The sequence below is a fragment of the Pseudomonas sp. R76 genome, from assembly GCF_009834565.1.
Lineage (GTDB): Bacteria > Pseudomonadota > Gammaproteobacteria > Pseudomonadales > Pseudomonadaceae > Aquipseudomonas.
The window spans coordinates 680,135-698,574 of sequence record NZ_CP019428.1 but is presented as its reverse complement, the minus strand read 5'-3'; the positions used below and the strand labels follow the sequence as shown (position 1 = coordinate 698,574).

The window sequence follows — 18,440 nt, the reverse complement described above, 5'->3', positions numbered from 1 at the left end:
TGGCCATTCCGAAAAAATCACTGGCAAAACCCCACAGGTCTATGCGCCACTAGCGCCATTCCTTAATAGTGCGTAAAGGTCGGCGCCCATCGCCGACCCGTCTGGAGATTCCCGTTATGAGCGAGAGTGTGTTTGCCGATCGCATCGTGCAGAACTTGCTCGACACCGACTTCTACAAGCTGACCATGATGCAGGCGGTGCTGCACAACTACCCGAACGTGGAAGTTGAATGGGAGTTTCGTTGCCGCAACAGTGAAGACCTGCGCCCGTACCTGGCGGAAATCCGCTACCAGATCGAACGCCTTGCCGAGCTGAGCCTGAGCCCGGACCAGCTTGGTTTTCTTGAGCGCATCAGCTTTATGAAGCCGGATTTCCTGCGCTTCCTCGGGCTGTTCCGCTTCAACCTGCGCTATGTGCAAACCGGCATCGAGAACGGCGAGCTGTTTATCCGCCTGCGTGGGCCGTGGCTGCACGTGATCCTGTTTGAAGTGCCGATGCTGGCCATCGTCAGCGAAGTGCGTAACCGCTACCGCTACCAGACCGTGATCCTCGAACAGGCCCGCGAGCAGCTGTACCGCAAGTTCGACTGGCTGACGGCGAATGCCAGCAGCGACGAGCTGTCGGAGCTGCAAGTGGCCGACTTCGGCACGCGTCGGCGCTTCTCGTACCGGGTGCAGGAAGAAGTGGTGAGCGTGCTCAAGCACGACTTCCCCGGCCGTTTCGTCGGCACCAGCAACGTGCACCTGGCCCGCGAGTTCGATATGAAGCCGCTGGGCACCATGGCCCACGAATGGATCATGGCCCACCAGCAACTCGGCCCGCGCCTGATCGACAGCCAAATTGCTGCGCTCGACTGCTGGGTCCGCGAATACCGTGGCCTGCTGGGCATCGCCCTGACCGACTGCATCACCACCGACGCTTTCCTCGGCGACTTCGACTTGTACTTCGCCAAACTGTTCGACGGCCTGCGCCACGACTCCGGTGACCCGGTGCAGTGGGCCGAGAAAGCTATTGCCCATTACCACAAGCTCGGTATCGAGCCGATGAGCAAGACGCTGGTGTTCTCCGACAGCCTGTCGCTGCCCAAGGCCCTGGAGATTTTCCGCGCGTTGCGTGGTCGCATTAATGTGAGCTTCGGTATCGGTACCAACCTGACCTGTGACATTCCAGGTGTCGAGCCGATGAGCATCGTGCTTAAAATGACCGCCTGTAATGGCCAGCCCGTCGCGAAGATTTCCGATGAAGCGGGCAAGACCCACTGTACCGATCCGAATTTTGTCGCCTATTTGCGCCACGTTTTCAAAGTACCTGCCCTACCCAGCAAGGAGTGAATCATGCAAGCCGTACAGCGTGAGATTGCGCAGCAGCTCAAGGTCCAAGCACCGTTCAACGACCAGGCCGCGCTTGAAGCCGAAGTGGCCCGCCGCGTGGCGTTTATCCAGGATTGCCTGCGCAATTCCGGGCTCAAGACGCTGGTGCTGGGCATCAGCGGCGGCGTCGACTCCCTGACCGCAGGCCTGTTGGCCCAACGCGCCATGAAAGAACTGCGCGCCAGCAGCGGCGATGACGCCTACCGTTTTATCGCGGTGCGCCTGCCGTACGAAACCCAGTTCGACGAACACGACGCCCAGGCGTCGGTGGACTTCATCGAGCCGGACGAGCGCCACACCGTGAACATCGGCCCAGCGGTTAAATCCCTGGCCAATGAAGTGGCGGCGTTCGAAGGCAAGGCGGCGGTGTCGCGTGACTTCGTGCTGGGCAACACCAAGGCGCGCATGCGCATGGTGGCGCAGTACACCATCGCTGGCGCGGCCGGCGGGCTGGTGATCGGCACCGACCATGCAGCGGAAGCGGTGATGGGCTTTTTCACCAAGTTTGGTGATGGCGCCTGCGATTTGGCGCCGCTGAGCGGGCTGGTGAAAAACCAGGTACGCGCCATTGCACGGCACTTTGGTGCGCCGGAGTCGCTGGTGGAGAAGGTCCCGACGGCCGACCTTGAAGACCTGTCGCCGGGCAAGCCGGACGAAGCGTCCCATGGCGTGACCTACGCCGAGATCGACGCCTTCCTGCATGGCCAGCCGGTGCGTGAGGAAGCGTTCAAGATCATTTGCGATACGTATCGCAAGACTGAGCACAAACGGGTCATGCCATTTGCGCCGTGAGGTAGATCGCTATCGCAGGCAAGCCAGCTCCCACAGTTGACCGAGTTCCAGCATGAGAATGGGATCGAATGTGGGAGCTGGCTTGCCTGCGATGAACGATCACGCGGTGCTACCGACCGCCCACAAAAAAGCGCCCCGAGAGGCGCTTTTTTTGCAGCTGGAACCTGATTACTTCAGGGTCACAGTGCCTTTCATCATCGAGATGTGGCCTGGGAACGAGCAGAAGAACGCGTAATCCGTACCGGCAGCCAGTTTCGACACATCAAAGGTCACGGAATCTTTCTCGCCGGCACCGATGATCTTGGTGTGGGCGATGATGCGGGTGTCGCCGTCTTTGAGGTAGTTCTTGTCGATACCGGCAGCCATGCCGTCGCTGGCAACGCCCGGCATGTCGGCGGCCGAGCTCAGCACCCAGTTATGGCCCATGACGTTTTTCGGCAAGCTGCCGGAATGGGTCAGCTCAACGGTGAACGTCTTGCAGCTTTTGTCGATTTCAATGGCCTTGGTGTTGAAGGACATCTGGTCGGTGGAGTCGACGGTGACCTTGCACTCTGCAGCAAGCAACTGGCCGCTCGCCAGAGTCAGCAGGGAAACAGCAACGAGTTTGGCAAACATGTGAATCTCCAAGGCAGGGTTTAATAAACGCGTATTGCGACAAGGGTGCCTCAAGCAGGCTTGAATTCTTATGATCTGCATCAACAGATTGTATACAACTTTAGGCTATCAGGCTGATCAACACAATCTACCAGCCAAAGTCCGCCTGCCTGTTTATGATCGGTTCATTACCCCTCGGAGCCCGCGCCATGCATCTAAATCAACTGTTCAACGGCCTGCTGGCTGCTTACGCCTGCGGTAAGTGAAGGCCACGCGCGGTGCTAAGCTGCTACCATAGCGACCCAAGGCAGCTGCGCGCCGCCCACCCTCACCTTCGACCCTAGAGGATCGCCCATGGCCAAACCTAATTACTCCTTCGCCAAACGTCAGAGAGACTTGGCCAAGGAGCAGAAGAAAGAGGAAAAGCTGCAACGCAAGAAAGCCGCTGCAGATGAAGAAGCTGGCGCACTGAACCCGGATGCTGAAGGTGAAGTGGCGACTGACGAGACCGAGACACCGAAAGACCCGGCGGAATAAATGATCGTTCCCACGTTGTGGTGAGCAGGCTAGCCCTGCGTTGGGTCGCGAAGCGGCCCCAATACGATCAACCCGTTGCATCAGAAAGACCGCGGTACCGGGTTTTAGGGCTGCTACGCAGCCCAACGCGGGGCAAGCCCGCTCGCCACAGTACCACGCCCCCTTAATCAATTATTCCAACGGCATCACCGTCACCCGCACCTCCGGGTCATGGCTCCCACCTCCCAGAATCACCCCCCGCAACGGCGACACATCAGAGAAATCACGGCCCCAGGCCAGGGTGATGTGCTCCAGTGCCGGCTGCACATTGTTGGTCGGATCAAAATCTACCCAGCCCGACACCGGGCAATACACCGAAACCCACGCGTGGGACGCATCGGCGCCGATCAGCCGTGGCTGGCCGGGCGGTGGCTGGGTGAGCAGGTAGCCGCTGATGTAACGCGCCGCCAAACCGCGTGAGCGCAGGCAGGCGAGCATCAGGTGGGCGAAGTCCTGGCACACGCCGCGACGTCGCTCCAGCACTTCCACCAGCGGCGTAGCCACCTGGGTGGCTTCGGCATCAAAGGTGAATTCGCTGAAAATCTTCTCCATCAACGCCTGCACGCCCAGCAGCAATGGCTCGCCGGGTGGAAAGCAGCTTTCGGAAAACTCGACGAAGGTTTTTTTCAGGTGCACGTAGGGCGATTCGAAGCGATAGCGGCAGGCTTCGATCAGCTCGGCGGACATGGGCAGGCTGCTATAGGTCAGGCTGTCGCGGGTCTGGTCCCAGGCGGGTGAGAGCTGAAAATCCAGCGCAGGCCGCGCCAGCACTTCCACGGTCAGCCCGGCATTGACCAGCAGCTCGTCATGGGGCCGCTCGAACGCCAGGCGGGTGATCGGGTTGCCGAATACGTCCAGCTCGTCGCGGCGCGCAGTCGGCTCGGGGCTGATTTCCAGTTGCTGCGAACTGCAACGCTGCCAGGCGCACGGCCGTGGCCACAGGTGCGCCAGCTGCTGAGCCAGGGACACCGGGCTGTCGTAGTGGTAGTGGGTATCGTGGAAAATCTGGTAGCGCGCACTCATCACACCGACACCGTTTGCTGGCTGACATCATCCACATGGGCAAAATGGCGCAAGGCCAGGCGATCCGACACTTGCCCACTCTCATCGGCGACCGCTTGCAGCAGGTCAGCCAGGCCATCCAGCGCGGCACGCACGCTGGACTCGCCGAACAACGGGTTCTCCAGGCAGCCGAGGTCGAACCGCGCCAGACGGTCGACCAACGGCGCCAGCCCGGTTTCCCGTGGCACACCAAAGTCATCGTTGAGCCGTCGCAAGGTGCGGCTGACCAGCTTCAACTGGAACAGCACCGCGTGCGGGTTCTGCTCATCCAGCAACAACAGGTCGAGTACCGGGATCAACTGCGGCACGGCCAGGTAGCGCGAGCGATAGGTGATGCTGCTGTTGCCCAGCTCCAGCAACCACTCAAGCCCGGCCTGATCAAACACCGCCACGCCGCGCAGGAACGCCGCGAGGCTGCTGCTGAGAAACTGCAGACGCTCGATACGCCGGCCCATCATCAAGAAGCGCCAGCCTTCGTCGCGGGTCATGTCGTCCAGGGCAAAGCCGGACAGTGCCGCCAGGGACATCACCAAACGGTTGAGGAAATCCAGCAGCTCGCCGAAGTCCGGGCTTTCGCTTTCCAGCTCCAGGGCTTCGCGCTGCAGCTCGACCAGCGCCTGCCAGTTTTCCCGGGACAACTTGCCGCGCACCTGCGACGCCGCCCACTGCAAGCGCTGCAGGTTGGAACGCAGGCTCGACGGCCAGTCATCGCCGAGCAAGGCGGCCAGCAGACGCTCGGGCAACTCGCCCTCCTCCGGCAACAAGCGCAAGGTCTCGCCCAGCTCCACAGCGGCTTGCAGCGCCCGCGGGTCGTCGCCGTCGACATACCGCGCGAGCACAATGCGCAGCCAGCGCGCGCTGTCATCACAACGTTCGCAGTAGCGGCCAAACCAGAACAGGTTTTCCACCACGCGCGACGGCAGATACGGATCGCGGCGCACCAGGTCGTGGGCACCAATGGGCCGCTGCGCACGCCAGTGTTCGCCACCGGCAGCGCGCTCACCCAGCACCCAGGTGTCTTTGCTCGCACCACCGCGCTGCATCGACACCACTTCGGCATCGGCCTCGGCGGCCACGCGTGTCAGGCCGCCAGGCAGCACACGATAGCCTTCATCGCTGGCCACGGCGTACACGCGCATGCCGATGGCGCGGTGTTGCAAGTGGTCCTCCACGGTGTGCCACACCGGCGCCTGGGACAATTGCGCCAGCTCCTGGGCGACATACGCATAAGGCCGCGCGCGCATGCGTTCGGCCAGCGCCTGGCGTTGTTCGTCGTTCAAATCACGGCCAAATACCGGCGTGAAGCTCTGCGACGGAAACGCGGGCTTGATCAGCAATTCCGGGAGTTTTTCCAGGGCTTCGGCGAGTACCGGCGCCTCACCGCACCACCACGTGGCGATGGACGGCAGGATCAATTCTTCGCCAAACAGGAACTGGTTGATCTTCGGCAAAAAGCCGAGCAACCCCGGCGACTCCAGCACGCCACTGCCCAGAGCGTTGGCCACCAGCACATTGCCTTGGCGCACGGCGTCCAGCAGGCCGGGCACGCCGAGAGCCGAGTCGGTGCGCAGCTCCAGCGGGTCGCAGAAGTCGTCGTCCAGGCGACGCATGATCGCGTGCACCCGGCGCAGGCCACTGAGGGTTTTCAGGAACACGGTGCTGTCGCGCACGGTGAGGTCGCCGCCTTCCACCAACGGGTAGCCGAGCTGGCGCGCGAGGTAAAGGTGTTCGAAATAGCTTTCGTTGAAGCGCCCCGGCGTGAGCAGCACGATCAGCGGCGACTGGTCATCACTCGGTGCCTGGCGGGCCAGGGTTTCCTGCAGCGTGCGGAAGAAACCGGTGAGGTGCTGCACTTGCAGGTCGCGGTACAAATCCGGAAAGGCGCGGGACACGATGGTGCGGTTTTCCAACGCGTAACCTGCGCCCGACGGCGCTTGGGTCCGGTCGGCCGTGACCCACCAGCGGCCATCCGGCGTGCGCGCGAGGTCCACGGCGTACAGATGCAGGAACGCACCGTCGGGCGGCTGGATACCTTGGCACGGCCACAGGAAGTTGTTGTGGCCGAACACCAATTCCGCCGGCAACAAACCTTCTTTGATCAGGCGTTGCGGGCCGTACAGATCAGCTAATACGGCATTGAGCAGGCGCGCACGCTGGGCGATACCGGCTGACAGGTGCTGCCACTCTTCAAAGGCCAGCACATGCGGGAGCAAATCCAACTCCCACGGGCGGTCGGCGCCTTTGGGGTCGGCGTAGACGTTGTAGGTCACGCCGTTTTCCTGGATCTGCCGGGTCAGCAGCGCCTGGCGCTGAGCCAGTTGTGCGGGCGTGCTGCGTTGCAGGTGATCGAGCAAACGCTGCCAATGGGCACGCACCGCGCCACTGTCGTCGAGCAGTTCGTGATAAGTGCCCGCAGTCAGCGGGTAACGGTCGAGCAAGTCGGGCATGGAACGCTCGGCAGGGGCAAGGGAGTTCAAAGTCACCACAGTCTAATGTGGGAGCGGGCTTGCTCGCGAATGCGGCGGGTCAATCAACTTATATATCGACTGATTCACCGCTTTCGCGAGCAAGCCCGCTCCCACATTTGAACAGCGTTTAGTCATTCTTATTGGGGAAACGCCGCAAATCCAGGGTCATGGGTAGTTCATCATTGATGACTAAAGGGGGCACGGGCAGCTTGCCCGGGCTATGCCCCAAGCGGAAAAACCGCGCCATGCGCCGACTCTCCGCCTCATTGGCGTTCACCGGCAAGCTGTCGTAATTGCGCCCGCCAGGGTGGGCGACATGGTACTGGCAACCGCCCAGCGAGCGCTGCATCCAGGTATCCAGCAAGTCGAACACCAACGGCGCATGCACCGAGATAGTCGGCTGCAGGCAGTTGGCCGGTTGCCAGGCGCGATAACGCACGCCGGCGACGAACTCACCAATACGCCCGGTCGGCTGCAACGGCACCGGGATGCCGTTGCACGTCAGCAAATAGCGCTGCGGCGGCAGCCCGCTCAACTTCACCTGCAAGCGCTCAAGGGATGAATCCACGTAACGCACCGTGCCGCCCACCGCACCTTCCTCGCCCAGCACGTGCCAGGGTTCCAGGGCCTGGCGCAGTTCCAGTTCGATACCGCTGACGGCGTAGTCGCCGACCTTGGGGAAACGAAACTCCAGGTGCGCCGCAAACCACTCGGCCCGCAGCGGGTAACCGGCGGCATTCAGCTCGACGATCACGTCGGCAAAATCCTGCTCGATAAAGTGCGGCAACAGGAACCGGTCATGCAGCTCGGTGCCCCAGCGCGCCAGTTTCGGCGGCGCGTACGGCTCACGCCAGAAGCGCGCGACCAAAGCGCGCAGCAGCAGTTGCTGGGTCAGGCTCATGCGCGCATGGGGCGGCATTTCAAACGCGCGCAGTTCCAGCAGGCCCAGACGGCCGGTGGCGCCGTCGGGCGAGTAGAGTTTGTCGATGCAGAATTCGGCGCGGTGGGTGTTGCCCGTCACGTCGATCAGCAAGTTGCGCAGCAGACGGTCGACCAACCACGGCGGGCACTCTTCGCCGGGTTCAGGCATTTGCGCGAAGGCAATTTCCAGCTCATACAACGCGTCGTTACGCGCCTCATCCACCCGTGGTGCCTGGGAGGTCGGGCCGATAAACAGCCCGGAAAACAGGTACGACAGCGACGGGTGGTTATGCCAGTAGCTGATCAAACTGCGCAGCAAATCGGGGCGGCGCAAGAACGGCGAATCCTTGGGCGTCGCGCCGCCGAGCACAAAGTGGTTTCCGCCGCCGGTGCCGGTGTGGCGGCCGTCGATCATGAATTTTTCAGTGGTCAGGCGGGTTTGCCGCGCCTCTTCGTAGAGGAATTCGGTGCGTTCGACCAACTCGTCCCAGGTCGCGGACGGCTGCACGTTGACCTCAATCACGCCCGGATCCGGCGTGACGCGGAAGTTGCTCAGACGCGTGTCGAACGGCGGCTCATAACCTTCCAGCAACACCGGGCAGTGCAGTTCTTCGGCGGTGGCTTCGATAGCGGCCACCAGCTCCAGGTAATCCTCTACGCGCTCCAGCGGCGGCATAAACAGGTAGAGGCGCCCTTCGCGCGCTTCGGCACACAAGGCGGTGCGGGTCAGCCAGTCGGCGGATTCGTCGACTTTTGGCACGCGCTCATCGCTCGGCGCGGGTTCGCCATGGCTTTGCAGCTGCGCGGTGGTCGGCAGCTCCGGCTGATCCTGGTTCGGGTCGGTCGGATGCACAAACGGATACTCCGCCGCCGTCACCCAAGGCTGCGAAGCCAAGGGCAGGCGATAGCCCAGCGGCGAGTCGCCCGGCACCAGGCGGCAGTGGTTGTCGCGCAAGTACCAGCGCCCGCTCTGCCAGCGATCATTGGCGGCGGTGCGTGCCAGCGGCAGCACTTGGCCGATGATTTTATCCAGGCCCTGGCTGAACACTTTACGCAGGCGTTCGCGCTCCAGGTCGTCACTCAGGCGCGGGTCCTGGGCAGTGACGTTTTGCGGCAGCGCACCTTCGCGCCACAGGTAGTAGAAGTTGTCTTCGAAGGCCGGGAATACAAAGCGTGCGGGCAACTTCAGGCGCTCGGCGACACTGGCCAGGAAGCGCCCGGCCATCTCGCCGTCGGCGCCGTAATCTTGCTGCTCATCGGCGATCAGCGCGCTGTTGTGCCAGATCGGCAACCCGTCGCGGCGCCAGTAGCAGTTGAGCGACCAGCGCGGCAGCTGCTCGCCGGGATACCACTTGCCCTGGCCGAAGTGCACCAGGCCCTCGGGCGCATAGTGCTTGCGCATGCGCTGGAACAGCTCGGCGGACAGGCGACGCTTGTCCGGCCCCAGCGCGGCGGTGTTCCATTCGGCGCCGTCGGGGTCGTCGATGGAGACGAAGGTCGGTTCGCCGCCCATGGTCAGGCGTACATCGTCTTTAAGCAGGTCGCCGTCGATCTGCCGGCCCAGCGCCTGGATCGCCAGCCACTGTTCTTCGGTGTAGGGCTTGGTGACGCGAGGCGCTTCCCAAATCCGCTCAACCGACATTTCGTGGGTAAATTCGCACTCGCAAGGTTCCACCAACCCACTGATCGGCGCGGCGGACGATGGATCAGGACTACAAGCCAACGGGATATGCCCTTCACCGGCGAACAGCCCGGAAGTGGCGTCGAGGCCGATCCAGCCGGCACCGGGCAAATACACTTCGCACCAGGCGTGCAGGTCGGTGAAATCCACTTCGGTGCCGGACGGGCCGTCGAGGGCTTTGACATCGGCGGTCAGCTGGATCAGGTAGCCGGACACAAAACGCGCGGCCAGCCCCAGGTTGCGCAGCAATTGCACCAGCAGCCACGCCGAATCGCGGCACGAGCCGGACGCGTTTTCCAGGGTGAATTCCGGGGTTTGCACGCCCGGCTCCATGCGGATCAGGTAGCCGATATCCGCTGCCAGGCGCTGGTTTAGCCCTACCAGAAAATCCACGGCGGGCAGTGGCGTGCGGTCGATGCCGGCCAAGTAGGCGGCAAACTTCGGTGTCAGCGGCAAGGTTTCCAGGTACGGCGCCAGCTCACGCTGCTCATCGGCAGCGTAGCTGAAGGGGATTTTTTCGGCGTAGGGTTCAAGGAAAAAGTCGAATGGGTTGAACACCGCCATCTCAGCGACGAGGTCGACTTCGATGCGCAGTTCGTCAGTCTTTTCCGGGAACACCAGACGCGCCAGGTAATTGCCCTGGGGGTCTTGCTGCCAATTGATGAAGTGCTGCTCGGGCAACACTTTCAGTGCGTAGGACAAAATCCGCGTGCGGCTATGGGCGGCCGGGCGCAAACGCACAATCTGTGGGCCGAGTTCGACAGCGCGGTCATAGCGGTAATGCGTAACGTGGTGCAACGCGACATGAATCGACACGGCGGCCTCCTGCGAGCCAGGGCATGGAAACAAAGCGCGCAAGACTTATGCCAGTGCGGCCGTCATTGCGCTTTATCGTAAGACCCGGTGCAGTACAGCACCAAAACGGCGCCGTGGCTGCGGTAATGGTGCGAGGGTTGCACATTTATGTGGCGGTCATGTGAGCGGAGGTGGTGAATCTACCCAATCAGCGAGCTTTTTGGCGGGCGCTGATGGCTTCGCGCAGATGGCGGACTTCGACCAGTTTCTGGCGCATTTCGCGGTGACGCTTGCTGTTGAACAGCAAAAGCCCAAGCAATGGGAACAACAGGCTCAAGGCGTACATCAGCGCATTCGGTTGATCATTGAGGGTTGGCAGTACACTCAGAAAGCACACCCCCAAAAGCACCACGACCGGCCACGTCCATTGGGGATGCCCGCGAGCAATCATGAAATTGCAGTGCACGATGATTAGCGTGAGCGCGATACCCGCCAAGAAGGAGTACTTGGCGTTATCTGCCATGGACAGGCTGGGCATATAGCTGTCGAAGAACACCGGAACCGTAAACACGAGGGTGAAAATCGAGGCAAATATCGCCCCCATGAAGACCGGGAAATACGTCGACAAAAAACTGCGAATGCTGGGCAGCTCGTTCATTGCTCTGCCTCCTCATACAGCCCTACGGCAATTGTGCGCACGTTCCCCGACACTGCGCTGCCGGTAAAACCAATGGCTGCGCCCAAGGCGTCCTTGATCTGCGTGACCGTTGCATGTTTGACCTCGGTGGGCGTGAACCGCTTAGGCAACTCGCCCGACAACTGTTTCAGCTTGATCATCTTGGACGTCAAGCGTGGATCGTTGATGCTCAACAGCTCTTTGGTCAACTTGGCTCGCTCCTGTCGATTCAGGCCCCTGAGCACCTCCCTCACACTTTTTCCGGTGGCAGCCTTATTCAGCCGCACCAGCTTGACCGTTGCCAGCGCCGATGAACCTACCCCGACCAAAGACGCCGCATCCAGGGCAATCATGGTGTATTGGTACCACTCCTCACTGTCGAGCTGGTCATTGCGCGCGGGGTTACGGATCTCATTGACCGTGCGATAGCCGCTGGCAAAACACTGCACGGAACTGGCTGCTGCAGCCGTGTAGCCGAGCGCCACGACCACCGAACTGGCGCCTGCCGAAAACGGGACCGCGACGGAACCACTGAGCACCACAATCCACCCGATGACCGCGCCGGCACACGACAGCGTGGTATTGACCGCTTCGCCCACCAGCCGGGACTCACGCGGGTTATCTTGCACCTGTTGGGCGAATTGCGTTGGCGCGATGTACTTCTGCGCCTCACGCAGGATCAACCGCTTGGGTGCGATGCTGCAGATAGGCTGGAATTCGCGCAGAGTGACAACGTTGAACTCGGCATCGATATACACAACACCGGCACCGACAATGGCGGGGTCGGCATCGATGGCAGCGAACAGGCGCGGCAGGTTGATCTGGCTTTCGATGCGCTGGCGCGCCATGAATTGGGAGCGGTTGGAGTCCATGCCGATGTTGAGCAAGGGGTTGCTCATAAGTGTTCTTCCTTGAAGGTGATGGTGGCCGGGCGGGCCTCATCGCGGGCAAGCCCGACTCCCACAGGGGAATGCATTCCAATGTGGGAGCTGGCTTGCCTGCGCCACCTTAACAAACAGGCTACCCACCGGCTAGAAAGCAAAACGCCAGCACGAGGCTGGCGTTTTACATATCAGGCTGCGATCAACGCGGCACGACCGGCTTACGGGCGGGCTTGCCGCCCTTGCCCTTGGCCGCATCGGCGCGCTCCTTGGCCGCCTGCTTGTTGCGCGCCATGGCCGCGGCCTTGGCTTGTTCGCGCTTGTCCCATGGGTTGCTGCCATCACTGCCACGCGGCGGCAGGCCGGTGTGCTGGGTGAGGATCTTGGTTGTGGTTTCCTTGGCGACCTTGTGGCTGCCGGCCGGCGTCGAGTTCTTGCGACGCGCGCTCTGGTAGCTGTCGGTGGCTGGCTGATGCAGCGGGATCAGTTGGTCCTTGCCCGGCCCGATCAGGTCGGCGCGGCCCATGCGGGTCAGCGCTTCACGCAGCATCGGCCAGCCTTTCGGGTCGTGGTAGCGCAGGAACGCCTTGTGCAGACGGCGCTGCTCTTCGCTCTTGACGATGGTCACCGCGTCGCTCTTGTAGGTGACCTTGCGCAGCGGGTTCTTGCCCGAGTGATACATCGCGGTAGCAGTGGCCATCGGCGACGGGTAGAACGCCTGCACCTGGTCGGCGCGGAAGCCGTTGCCCTTGAGCCACAGGGCCAGGTTCATCATGTCTTCGTCGGTGGTGCCCGGGTGGGCGGCGATGAAGTAAGGAATCAGGTACTGCTCCTTGCCTGCTTCCTTGGTGTATTTCTCGAACATGCGCTTGAACTTGTCATAGCTGCCAATGCCCGGCTTCATCATCTGGTTGAGCGGACCTTCCTCGGTGTGTTCCGGGGCGATCTTCAGGTAGCCACCGACGTGGTGGGTGACCAGCTCTTTCACATACTCCGGCGACTCGACGGCGAGGTCGTAACGCAGGCCGGAAGCGATCAAAATCTTCTTCACACCCGGCAAGGCACGGGCGCTGCGGTACAGCTGAATCAACGACGAGTGGTCGGTGTTCAAGTTCGGGCAGATGCCGGGGAACACGCACGATGGCTTGCGGCACGCGGATTCGATTTCCGGGCTCTTGCAGGCGATGCGGTACATGTTCGCGGTCGGGCCGCCGAGGTCGGAGATCACGCCGGTGAAGCCTGGCACTTTGTCGCGGATCTCTTCGATTTCGCGAATGATCGACTCTTCGGAACGGTTCTGGATGATGCGGCCTTCGTGCTCGGTGATCGAGCAGAAGGTGCAACCGCCGAAGCAGCCACGCATGATGTTCACCGAGAAGCGAATCATGTCGTAGGCCGGAATCTTCTCCTTGCCGTACACCGGGTGCGGGACACGGGCGTAAGGCATGCCAAACACGTAGTCCATTTCTTCGGTGGTCATCGGAATCGGTGGCGGGTTGAACCACACGTCGACTTCGCCGTGCTTCTGCACCAGGGCGCGGGCGTTGCCTGGGTTGGTTTCCAGGTGCAACACGCGGTTGGCGTGGGCATAGAGCACCGCGTCGCCACGGACTTTCTCCACCGACGGCAGGCGGATCACGGTTTTGTCGCGGGTCATCTTCGGGCTGGCCAAGATCTGCACGACCTTGGCTTCTTCCGGGTCATCCACCGGGCCTTTCTCTTGCTCGATGGCGCAGGCCTGGGTGTCCTGGGTGTTCACGTACGGGTTGATGATCTTGTCGATCTTGCCCGGACGGTCGATACGCGTGGAGTCCACTTCGTACCAGCCCACAGGCGTGTCACGGCGAATGAACGCGGTGCCGCGCACGTCGGTGATGTCTTCGATCTTGTGGCCCCACGACAGGCGCTGGGCGACCTCGACGATGGCGCGCTCGGCGTTGCCGTACAGCAGGATATCGGCGGTGGCGTCGATCAGGATCGAGTTGCGCACACGGTCCTGCCAGTAGTCGTAGTGGGCGATGCGGCGCAGCGATGCTTCGATGCCGCCGAGCACGATCGGCACGTTCTTGTAGGCTTCCTTACAGCGCTGGCTGTACACCAGGCTCGCGCGGTCCGGGCGTTTGCCAGCCATGCCGCCTGGGGTGTAGGCGTCGTCGGAACGGATTTTCTTGTCGGCGGTGTAGCGGTTGATCATCGAGTCCATGTTGCCGGCCGCGACGCCGAAGAACAGGTTCGGCTCGCCGAGCTTCATGAAGTCGTCTTTGGACTGCCAGTTCGGCTGGGCAATGATCCCGACGCGAAAGCCCTGGGACTCCAGCAGCCGGCCGATGATTGCCATGCCGAACGAGGGGTGATCCACATACGCATCACCGGTAACGATGATGATGTCGCAGGAATCCCAGCCAAGCTGATCCATCTCCTCCCTGCTCATTGGCAGGAATGGCGCAGGACCGAAACATTCGGCCCAGTACTTGGGATAGTCAAATAACGGCTTGGCTGTTTGCATGACGGTGACCGGTGTTGAGATGAAAAATCGCGGGCGCGGAATATAGCACAAAATTTGACCAATTCCGACGGTAACGGTCGGAATTGTGCTGACGCCATCGCAGGCAAGCCAGCTCCCACATGTGAACTGTGAACACCTTCTAATGTGGGAGCTGGCTTGCCTGCGATGAGGCCCTTACAGGCGCTGGGGAATTACTCGTCGTCGTCGAAGTTATAGCTGCCCGGCGCGAGGTTCTCGAAGCGTGTGTACTTACCGATGAATGCCAGGCGGATAAAGCCGATCGGCCCGTTCCGCTGCTTGCCGATGATGATCTCGGCAATGCCTTTGTGTTCGGTCTCGGGGTGATACACCTCGTCGCGGTACACGAACATGATCACGTCAGCATCCTGCTCGATCGCTCCGGATTCCCGCAAGTCGGAGTTCACCGGGCGCTTGTTGGGGCGTTGTTCCAGGGAACGGTTGAGCTGGGACAGCGCCACGACCGGGCAGTTGAATTCCTTGGCCAGGGCTTTCAGGGACCGGGAAATTTCAGAAATCTCGTTGGTCCGGTTGTCACCGCTGGAACCGGGGATCTGCATCAACTGCAGGTAGTCGATCATGATCAGCGCGATATCACCGTGTTCACGCACCAGTCGGCGAGTACGCGCACGCATCTCCGACGGGCTGATACCGGCGGTGTCATCGATGAACAGCTTGCGGTCGTTGAGCAGGTTGACGGCCGAGGTCAGGCGCGGCCAATCGTCGTCTTCCAGGCGACCGGCACGCACTTTGGTCTGGTCGATACGGCCGAGCGACGAAAGCATCCGCATGATCAGCGATTCGCCTGGCATCTCGAGGGAGTACACCAGCACCGTCTTGTCGCTGCGCAGCACGGCGTTTTCCACCAGGTTCATCGCAAAGGTGGTTTTACCCATGGATGGACGGCCGGCGACGATGATCAAGTCGGACGGCTGCAGGCCGCTGGTCTTCTCGTCGAGGTCGGTGTAGCCGGTGGAAATGCCGGTGATGGCGTTATCGGTGTTGAACAGCGTGTCGATACGGTCGATGGCCTTGGTCAACAAATCGTTGACGCTTACCGGGCCGCCGGTTTTCGGCCGGGCCTCGGCGATCTGGAAGATCTGGCGCTCGGCTTCGTCGAGGATTTCGGCAGCGGTGCGGCCTTCGGGGTTGAAGGCGCTGTCGGCGATTTCGGTGCTGATGCCGATCAACTGGCGCAGGGTGGCGCGTTCGCGAACGATCTGGGCATAGGCCTTGATGTTGGCGACGGACGGCGTATTTTTCGCCAGCTCACCCAGGTAGCCCAGGCCACCGACTTGGGAGGTCTGGCCTTCCTTGTCCAGTTGCTCGGCCAGGGTCACCACGTCGATCGGCGAGTTCTGGTCGGCCAATTTGGCGATGGCGCGGAAGATCAGGCGGTGGTCATGGCGATAGAAATCACCGTCCGAGACTTGATCCAGCACGCGTTCCCAGGCGTTGTTGTCCAGCATCAAGCCACCGAGCACGGCCTGTTCGGCCTCGATGGAATGCGGCGGCACCTTCAGGGCAGCGGTTTGCAGATCGTATTGCTCAGGAGCTGAAATATCGTTCATGGCCACTTGGAATTAGGGGGTTGTAGAAAAACAAAAGGCACGACCTGTAAACAGGATCGTGCCAGATGTTAACCGCCTGGCACGCGAGGTGCCAGTCAGTTAGGTGCGGCTTAAGCTGCTACCACGACAACGCGTACGGTGGCTTCAACTTCGGCGTGCAGGTGCACGGCTACGTCGAATTCGCCTACGTTGCGGATGGTGCCGTTCGGCAGACGAACTTCGCTCTTCTGCACTTCAACGCCGGAGGCGGTCAGTGCATCAGCGATGTCGTGGGTGCCGATCGAACCGAACAGCTTGCCTTCGTCACCGGCGGTGGCAGTGATAGTCACTTCCAGCTCAGCCAGTTGGGCAGCGCGAGTTTCGGCCGAAGCTTTTTTGTCTGCTGCTGCTTTTTCCAGCTCAGCACGACGCTCTTCAAACGCAGCCAGGTTGGCAGCGGTTGCAGCGGTGGCTTTGCCGTACGGCAGCAGGTAGTTACGACCGTAGCCGGCCTTAACGTTCACTTTGTCGCCCAGGTTGCCCAGGTTGGCGACTTTTTCCAGAAGGATCAGTTGCATGTGAAAATCCTCTAACTTTTAACCTTCACCGTTCGCGCTATCGGCATCTTTCGACGCCAGACGACCGCGAAAATCAATCAGGCCGTCGACAATGGCCAAAACCACGAGTAACGGATAGATCAGCTGCATGAATACCAACAGCACTACGTACAACCCCACCAGCCAGAACGTGGCCAGGCGCTTTCGCGCCACCAGCCCATGAATCAGGGCCAGCCCGGCAAACACCAGCGGTACGCTGCAAATCGGCGCCAGCAAGGCCATCTGTGGGCCGAAATTCGGCCCGACAACCATGCACGCCAGCAGCAACATCGCCGGCCCCGCAGGGATTCTGGTGCTGCGAAACTCGCGACCAAAACCACCCGGGTTGTACAACAACGCCTGCCAATAACGCCCAAGAATCAGGCTCAGCACGCTGAGGATCTGCAACAACGCCGCAATCAGGCCGGTCAGGACCGGGGCAATCAGTGACGCCAACCGCGCTCGCTCATCTACCGACAATTGCTGGTAGAGATCCCCGAGGGCCAATGGCAGGATCTTGACGATTTCCTGCGACAGCGCCTCGATTTGCGGGCGGAAAGCCGCGCCAAGCATCACTGAATACACCAACCCCAGTGCCACGCTGACCAGCAGCGTGCGGACCCAGGACTCACTTGCGCGTAAAACCAACGCAAGGATCGACGACCCCAGCAGTACCAGAAGTACCCGTGGATCACCCAATTGCAGCCACCAAATCAAGGCCGGCAACAATCCCAGGGCAAGAACGCCAAGGGCGTCCTTCAAACCGCGCCGCAGCAGCACAAGGCAAACCGCAGCAGCACCCAACCAATAAAGCAACGGCAATGCCGCACATCCAGCCACTACAAGAGTGGCTTGCACGCGACCGCGCATGATGAACTCAGCTAAGGCGCGCATGCATTCAATCCCTTACTACTTGTCGACTGCCCGGTCTCAGCGGCCGTGGCTGTCGGTGTAGGCCAGCAGGGCCAGGAAGCGGGCGCGCTTGATAGCGGTGGCCAGCTGACGCTGATAACGTGCTTTAGTACCGGTGATACGGCTTGGAACGATTTTGCCGGTCTCGGATACGTAGGCTTTCAGAGTGTTGAGATCTTTGTAATCGATCTCTTTCACGTCTTCAGCGGTGAAGCGGCAGAATTTACGACGACGGAAGAAACGTGCCATTTGATAGGCTCCTTAAAAGGTCCGTGGATTACTCGTCAGCGTTATCGCTGTTGTCGCTGTCATCACTATCAGCGCTTTCAGCGCCTTCGTGCTCAGGACGGTCGCGACGCTCACGGCGCTCACTGCGGTTTTCTTCAGCCTTGAGCATCTCGGATTGGCCGGTAACGGCTTCTTCGCGACGGATGACCAGGTTACGGATCACTGCATCGTTGTAGCGGAAGTTGTCTTCCAGCTCGGCCAGGGCCTTGCCAGTGCACTCAACGTTCAGCATCACGTAGTGAGCCTTGTGAACATTGTTGATTGCGTAGGCCAGTTGACGACGGCCCCAATCTTCCAGACGGTGGATTTTGCCGCCGTCTTCTTCGATCAGCTTGGTGTAACGCTCAACCATGCCGCCGACTTGCTCGCTTTGATCCGGGTGGACCAAAAAGATGATTTCGTAATGACGCATGAATGCTCCTTACGGGTTGTAGCCTGCCGCTCAAAAACGGTCAGACAAGGAGTGAATGACACTTATGGATCTTGCCGCAGGGAGGCACATCGGTGCCTGCCAGGAAGGCAAGGGGCGCAATTGTAGAGAAGGGGGAGAAACGGCGCAAGGTGATTGGTGATTATTTGAACAATCACCACCCGCTCAGGCGATCACGTGACGCGGAGCGTCACAAGAGGCATTCCCACGCGGAGCGCGGGAACGATCAACACCAAACAAATGTGGGAGCTGGCTTGCCTGCGATGACAATGGCACAGGCAACATCTCTGCTGACTGACACACCGCCATCGCGGGCAAGCCCGG

15 protein-coding genes are annotated in these 18,440 nt (G+C 61.0%); 3 read left to right on the top strand and 12 right to left on the bottom strand.

All coding sequences use genetic code 11. The features are described 5' to 3' along the window. The first annotated feature begins 116 nt into the window (after positions 1–116). Together pncB and nadE are read left to right on the top strand one after the other, a co-directional pair. Positions 117–1,331 carry a nicotinate phosphoribosyltransferase gene (gene pncB, locus PspR76_RS02995; protein WP_058423444.1) on the top strand — a complete coding sequence of 405 codons (1,215 nt, stop codon included), beginning with the start codon at positions 117–119 and terminating at the stop codon, positions 1,329–1,331. A 3-nt stretch (positions 1,332–1,334) separates the two neighbouring features. Then, the gene (nadE, locus tag PspR76_RS02990; protein ID WP_159953899.1) at positions 1,335–2,162 is read left to right on the top strand and encodes an ammonia-dependent NAD(+) synthetase; all 828 of its coding nucleotides are present in this window, start codon (positions 1,335–1,337) and stop codon (positions 2,160–2,162) included. 168 nt (positions 2,163–2,330) lie between these two features. On the opposite strand, the gene azu is transcribed toward nadE, so the two are convergent. Next, positions 2,331–2,777, bottom strand: coding sequence for an azurin (gene azu / locus PspR76_RS02985; RefSeq protein WP_159953898.1), 447 nt, complete (start codon positions 2,775–2,777; stop codon positions 2,331–2,333). Between the two features lie 333 nt (positions 2,778–3,110). Here azu and PspR76_RS02980 point away from each other — a divergent pair, with 333 nt between their 5' ends. Next, on the top strand, positions 3,111–3,293 hold the full coding sequence (locus PspR76_RS02980) for a hypothetical protein (protein ID WP_034117461.1): 183 nt from the start codon (positions 3,111–3,113) through the stop codon (positions 3,291–3,293). 171 nt (positions 3,294–3,464) lie between these two features. Here PspR76_RS02980 and PspR76_RS02975 read toward each other — a convergent pair whose 3' ends face one another. From PspR76_RS02975 to rpsF, 11 genes are all read right to left on the bottom strand, one after another. Next, positions 3,465–4,355 (bottom strand): transglutaminase family protein, encoded by an 891-nt coding sequence (locus PspR76_RS02975; protein WP_159953897.1) that lies wholly within the window; start codon positions 4,353–4,355, stop codon positions 3,465–3,467. Continuing rightward, complete coding sequence (locus PspR76_RS02970; protein WP_159953896.1) at positions 4,355–6,841, bottom strand: circularly permuted type 2 ATP-grasp protein; 2,487 nt, start codon at positions 6,839–6,841, stop codon at positions 4,355–4,357. Before PspR76_RS02970 ends, PspR76_RS02975 begins: the two co-directional genes overlap by 1 nt. A gap of 148 nt (positions 6,842–6,989) precedes the next feature. Continuing rightward, positions 6,990–10,280: a transglutaminase family protein gene (locus tag PspR76_RS02965; protein ID WP_159953895.1), complete on the bottom strand. Its 3,291-nt coding sequence runs from the start codon at positions 10,278–10,280 to the stop codon at positions 6,990–6,992. A gap of 187 nt (positions 10,281–10,467) precedes the next feature. Next, positions 10,468–10,917: a hypothetical protein gene (locus tag PspR76_RS02960; protein WP_159953894.1), complete on the bottom strand. Its 450-nt coding sequence runs from the start codon at positions 10,915–10,917 to the stop codon at positions 10,468–10,470. Beyond that, positions 10,914–11,834 (bottom strand): NAD synthetase, encoded by a 921-nt coding sequence (locus PspR76_RS02955; RefSeq protein WP_159953893.1) that lies wholly within the window; start codon positions 11,832–11,834, stop codon positions 10,914–10,916. The genes PspR76_RS02960 and PspR76_RS02955 overlap by 4 nt, the downstream gene beginning before the upstream one ends. 184 nt (positions 11,835–12,018) lie before the next feature. After that, positions 12,019–14,322 (bottom strand): YgiQ family radical SAM protein, encoded by a 2,304-nt coding sequence (locus tag PspR76_RS02950; protein ID WP_159953892.1) that lies wholly within the window; start codon positions 14,320–14,322, stop codon positions 12,019–12,021. A gap of 191 nt (positions 14,323–14,513) precedes the next feature. Beyond that, positions 14,514–15,911 carry a replicative DNA helicase gene (dnaB, locus tag PspR76_RS02945; RefSeq protein WP_017526410.1) on the bottom strand — a complete coding sequence of 466 codons (1,398 nt, stop codon included), beginning with the start codon at positions 15,909–15,911 and terminating at the stop codon, positions 14,514–14,516. A 110-nt stretch (positions 15,912–16,021) separates the two neighbouring features. After that, a complete protein-coding gene (gene rplI / locus PspR76_RS02940) occupies positions 16,022–16,468 on the bottom strand; it encodes a 50S ribosomal protein L9 (RefSeq protein WP_003171376.1) in 447 nt (148 codons plus the stop codon). 18 nt (positions 16,469–16,486) lie between these two features. Further along, a complete protein-coding gene (locus PspR76_RS02935) occupies positions 16,487–17,380 on the bottom strand; it encodes a hypothetical protein (protein WP_159953891.1) in 894 nt (297 codons plus the stop codon). 36 nt (positions 17,381–17,416) lie between these two features. After that, a complete protein-coding gene (rpsR, locus tag PspR76_RS02930) occupies positions 17,417–17,647 on the bottom strand; it encodes a 30S ribosomal protein S18 (RefSeq protein WP_002551829.1) in 231 nt (76 codons plus the stop codon). A 28-nt stretch (positions 17,648–17,675) separates the two neighbouring features. Continuing rightward, positions 17,676–18,098 carry a 30S ribosomal protein S6 gene (rpsF, locus tag PspR76_RS02925; RefSeq protein ID WP_003217491.1) on the bottom strand — a complete coding sequence of 141 codons (423 nt, stop codon included), beginning with the start codon at positions 18,096–18,098 and terminating at the stop codon, positions 17,676–17,678. Positions 18,099–18,440 lie beyond the last annotated feature (342 nt).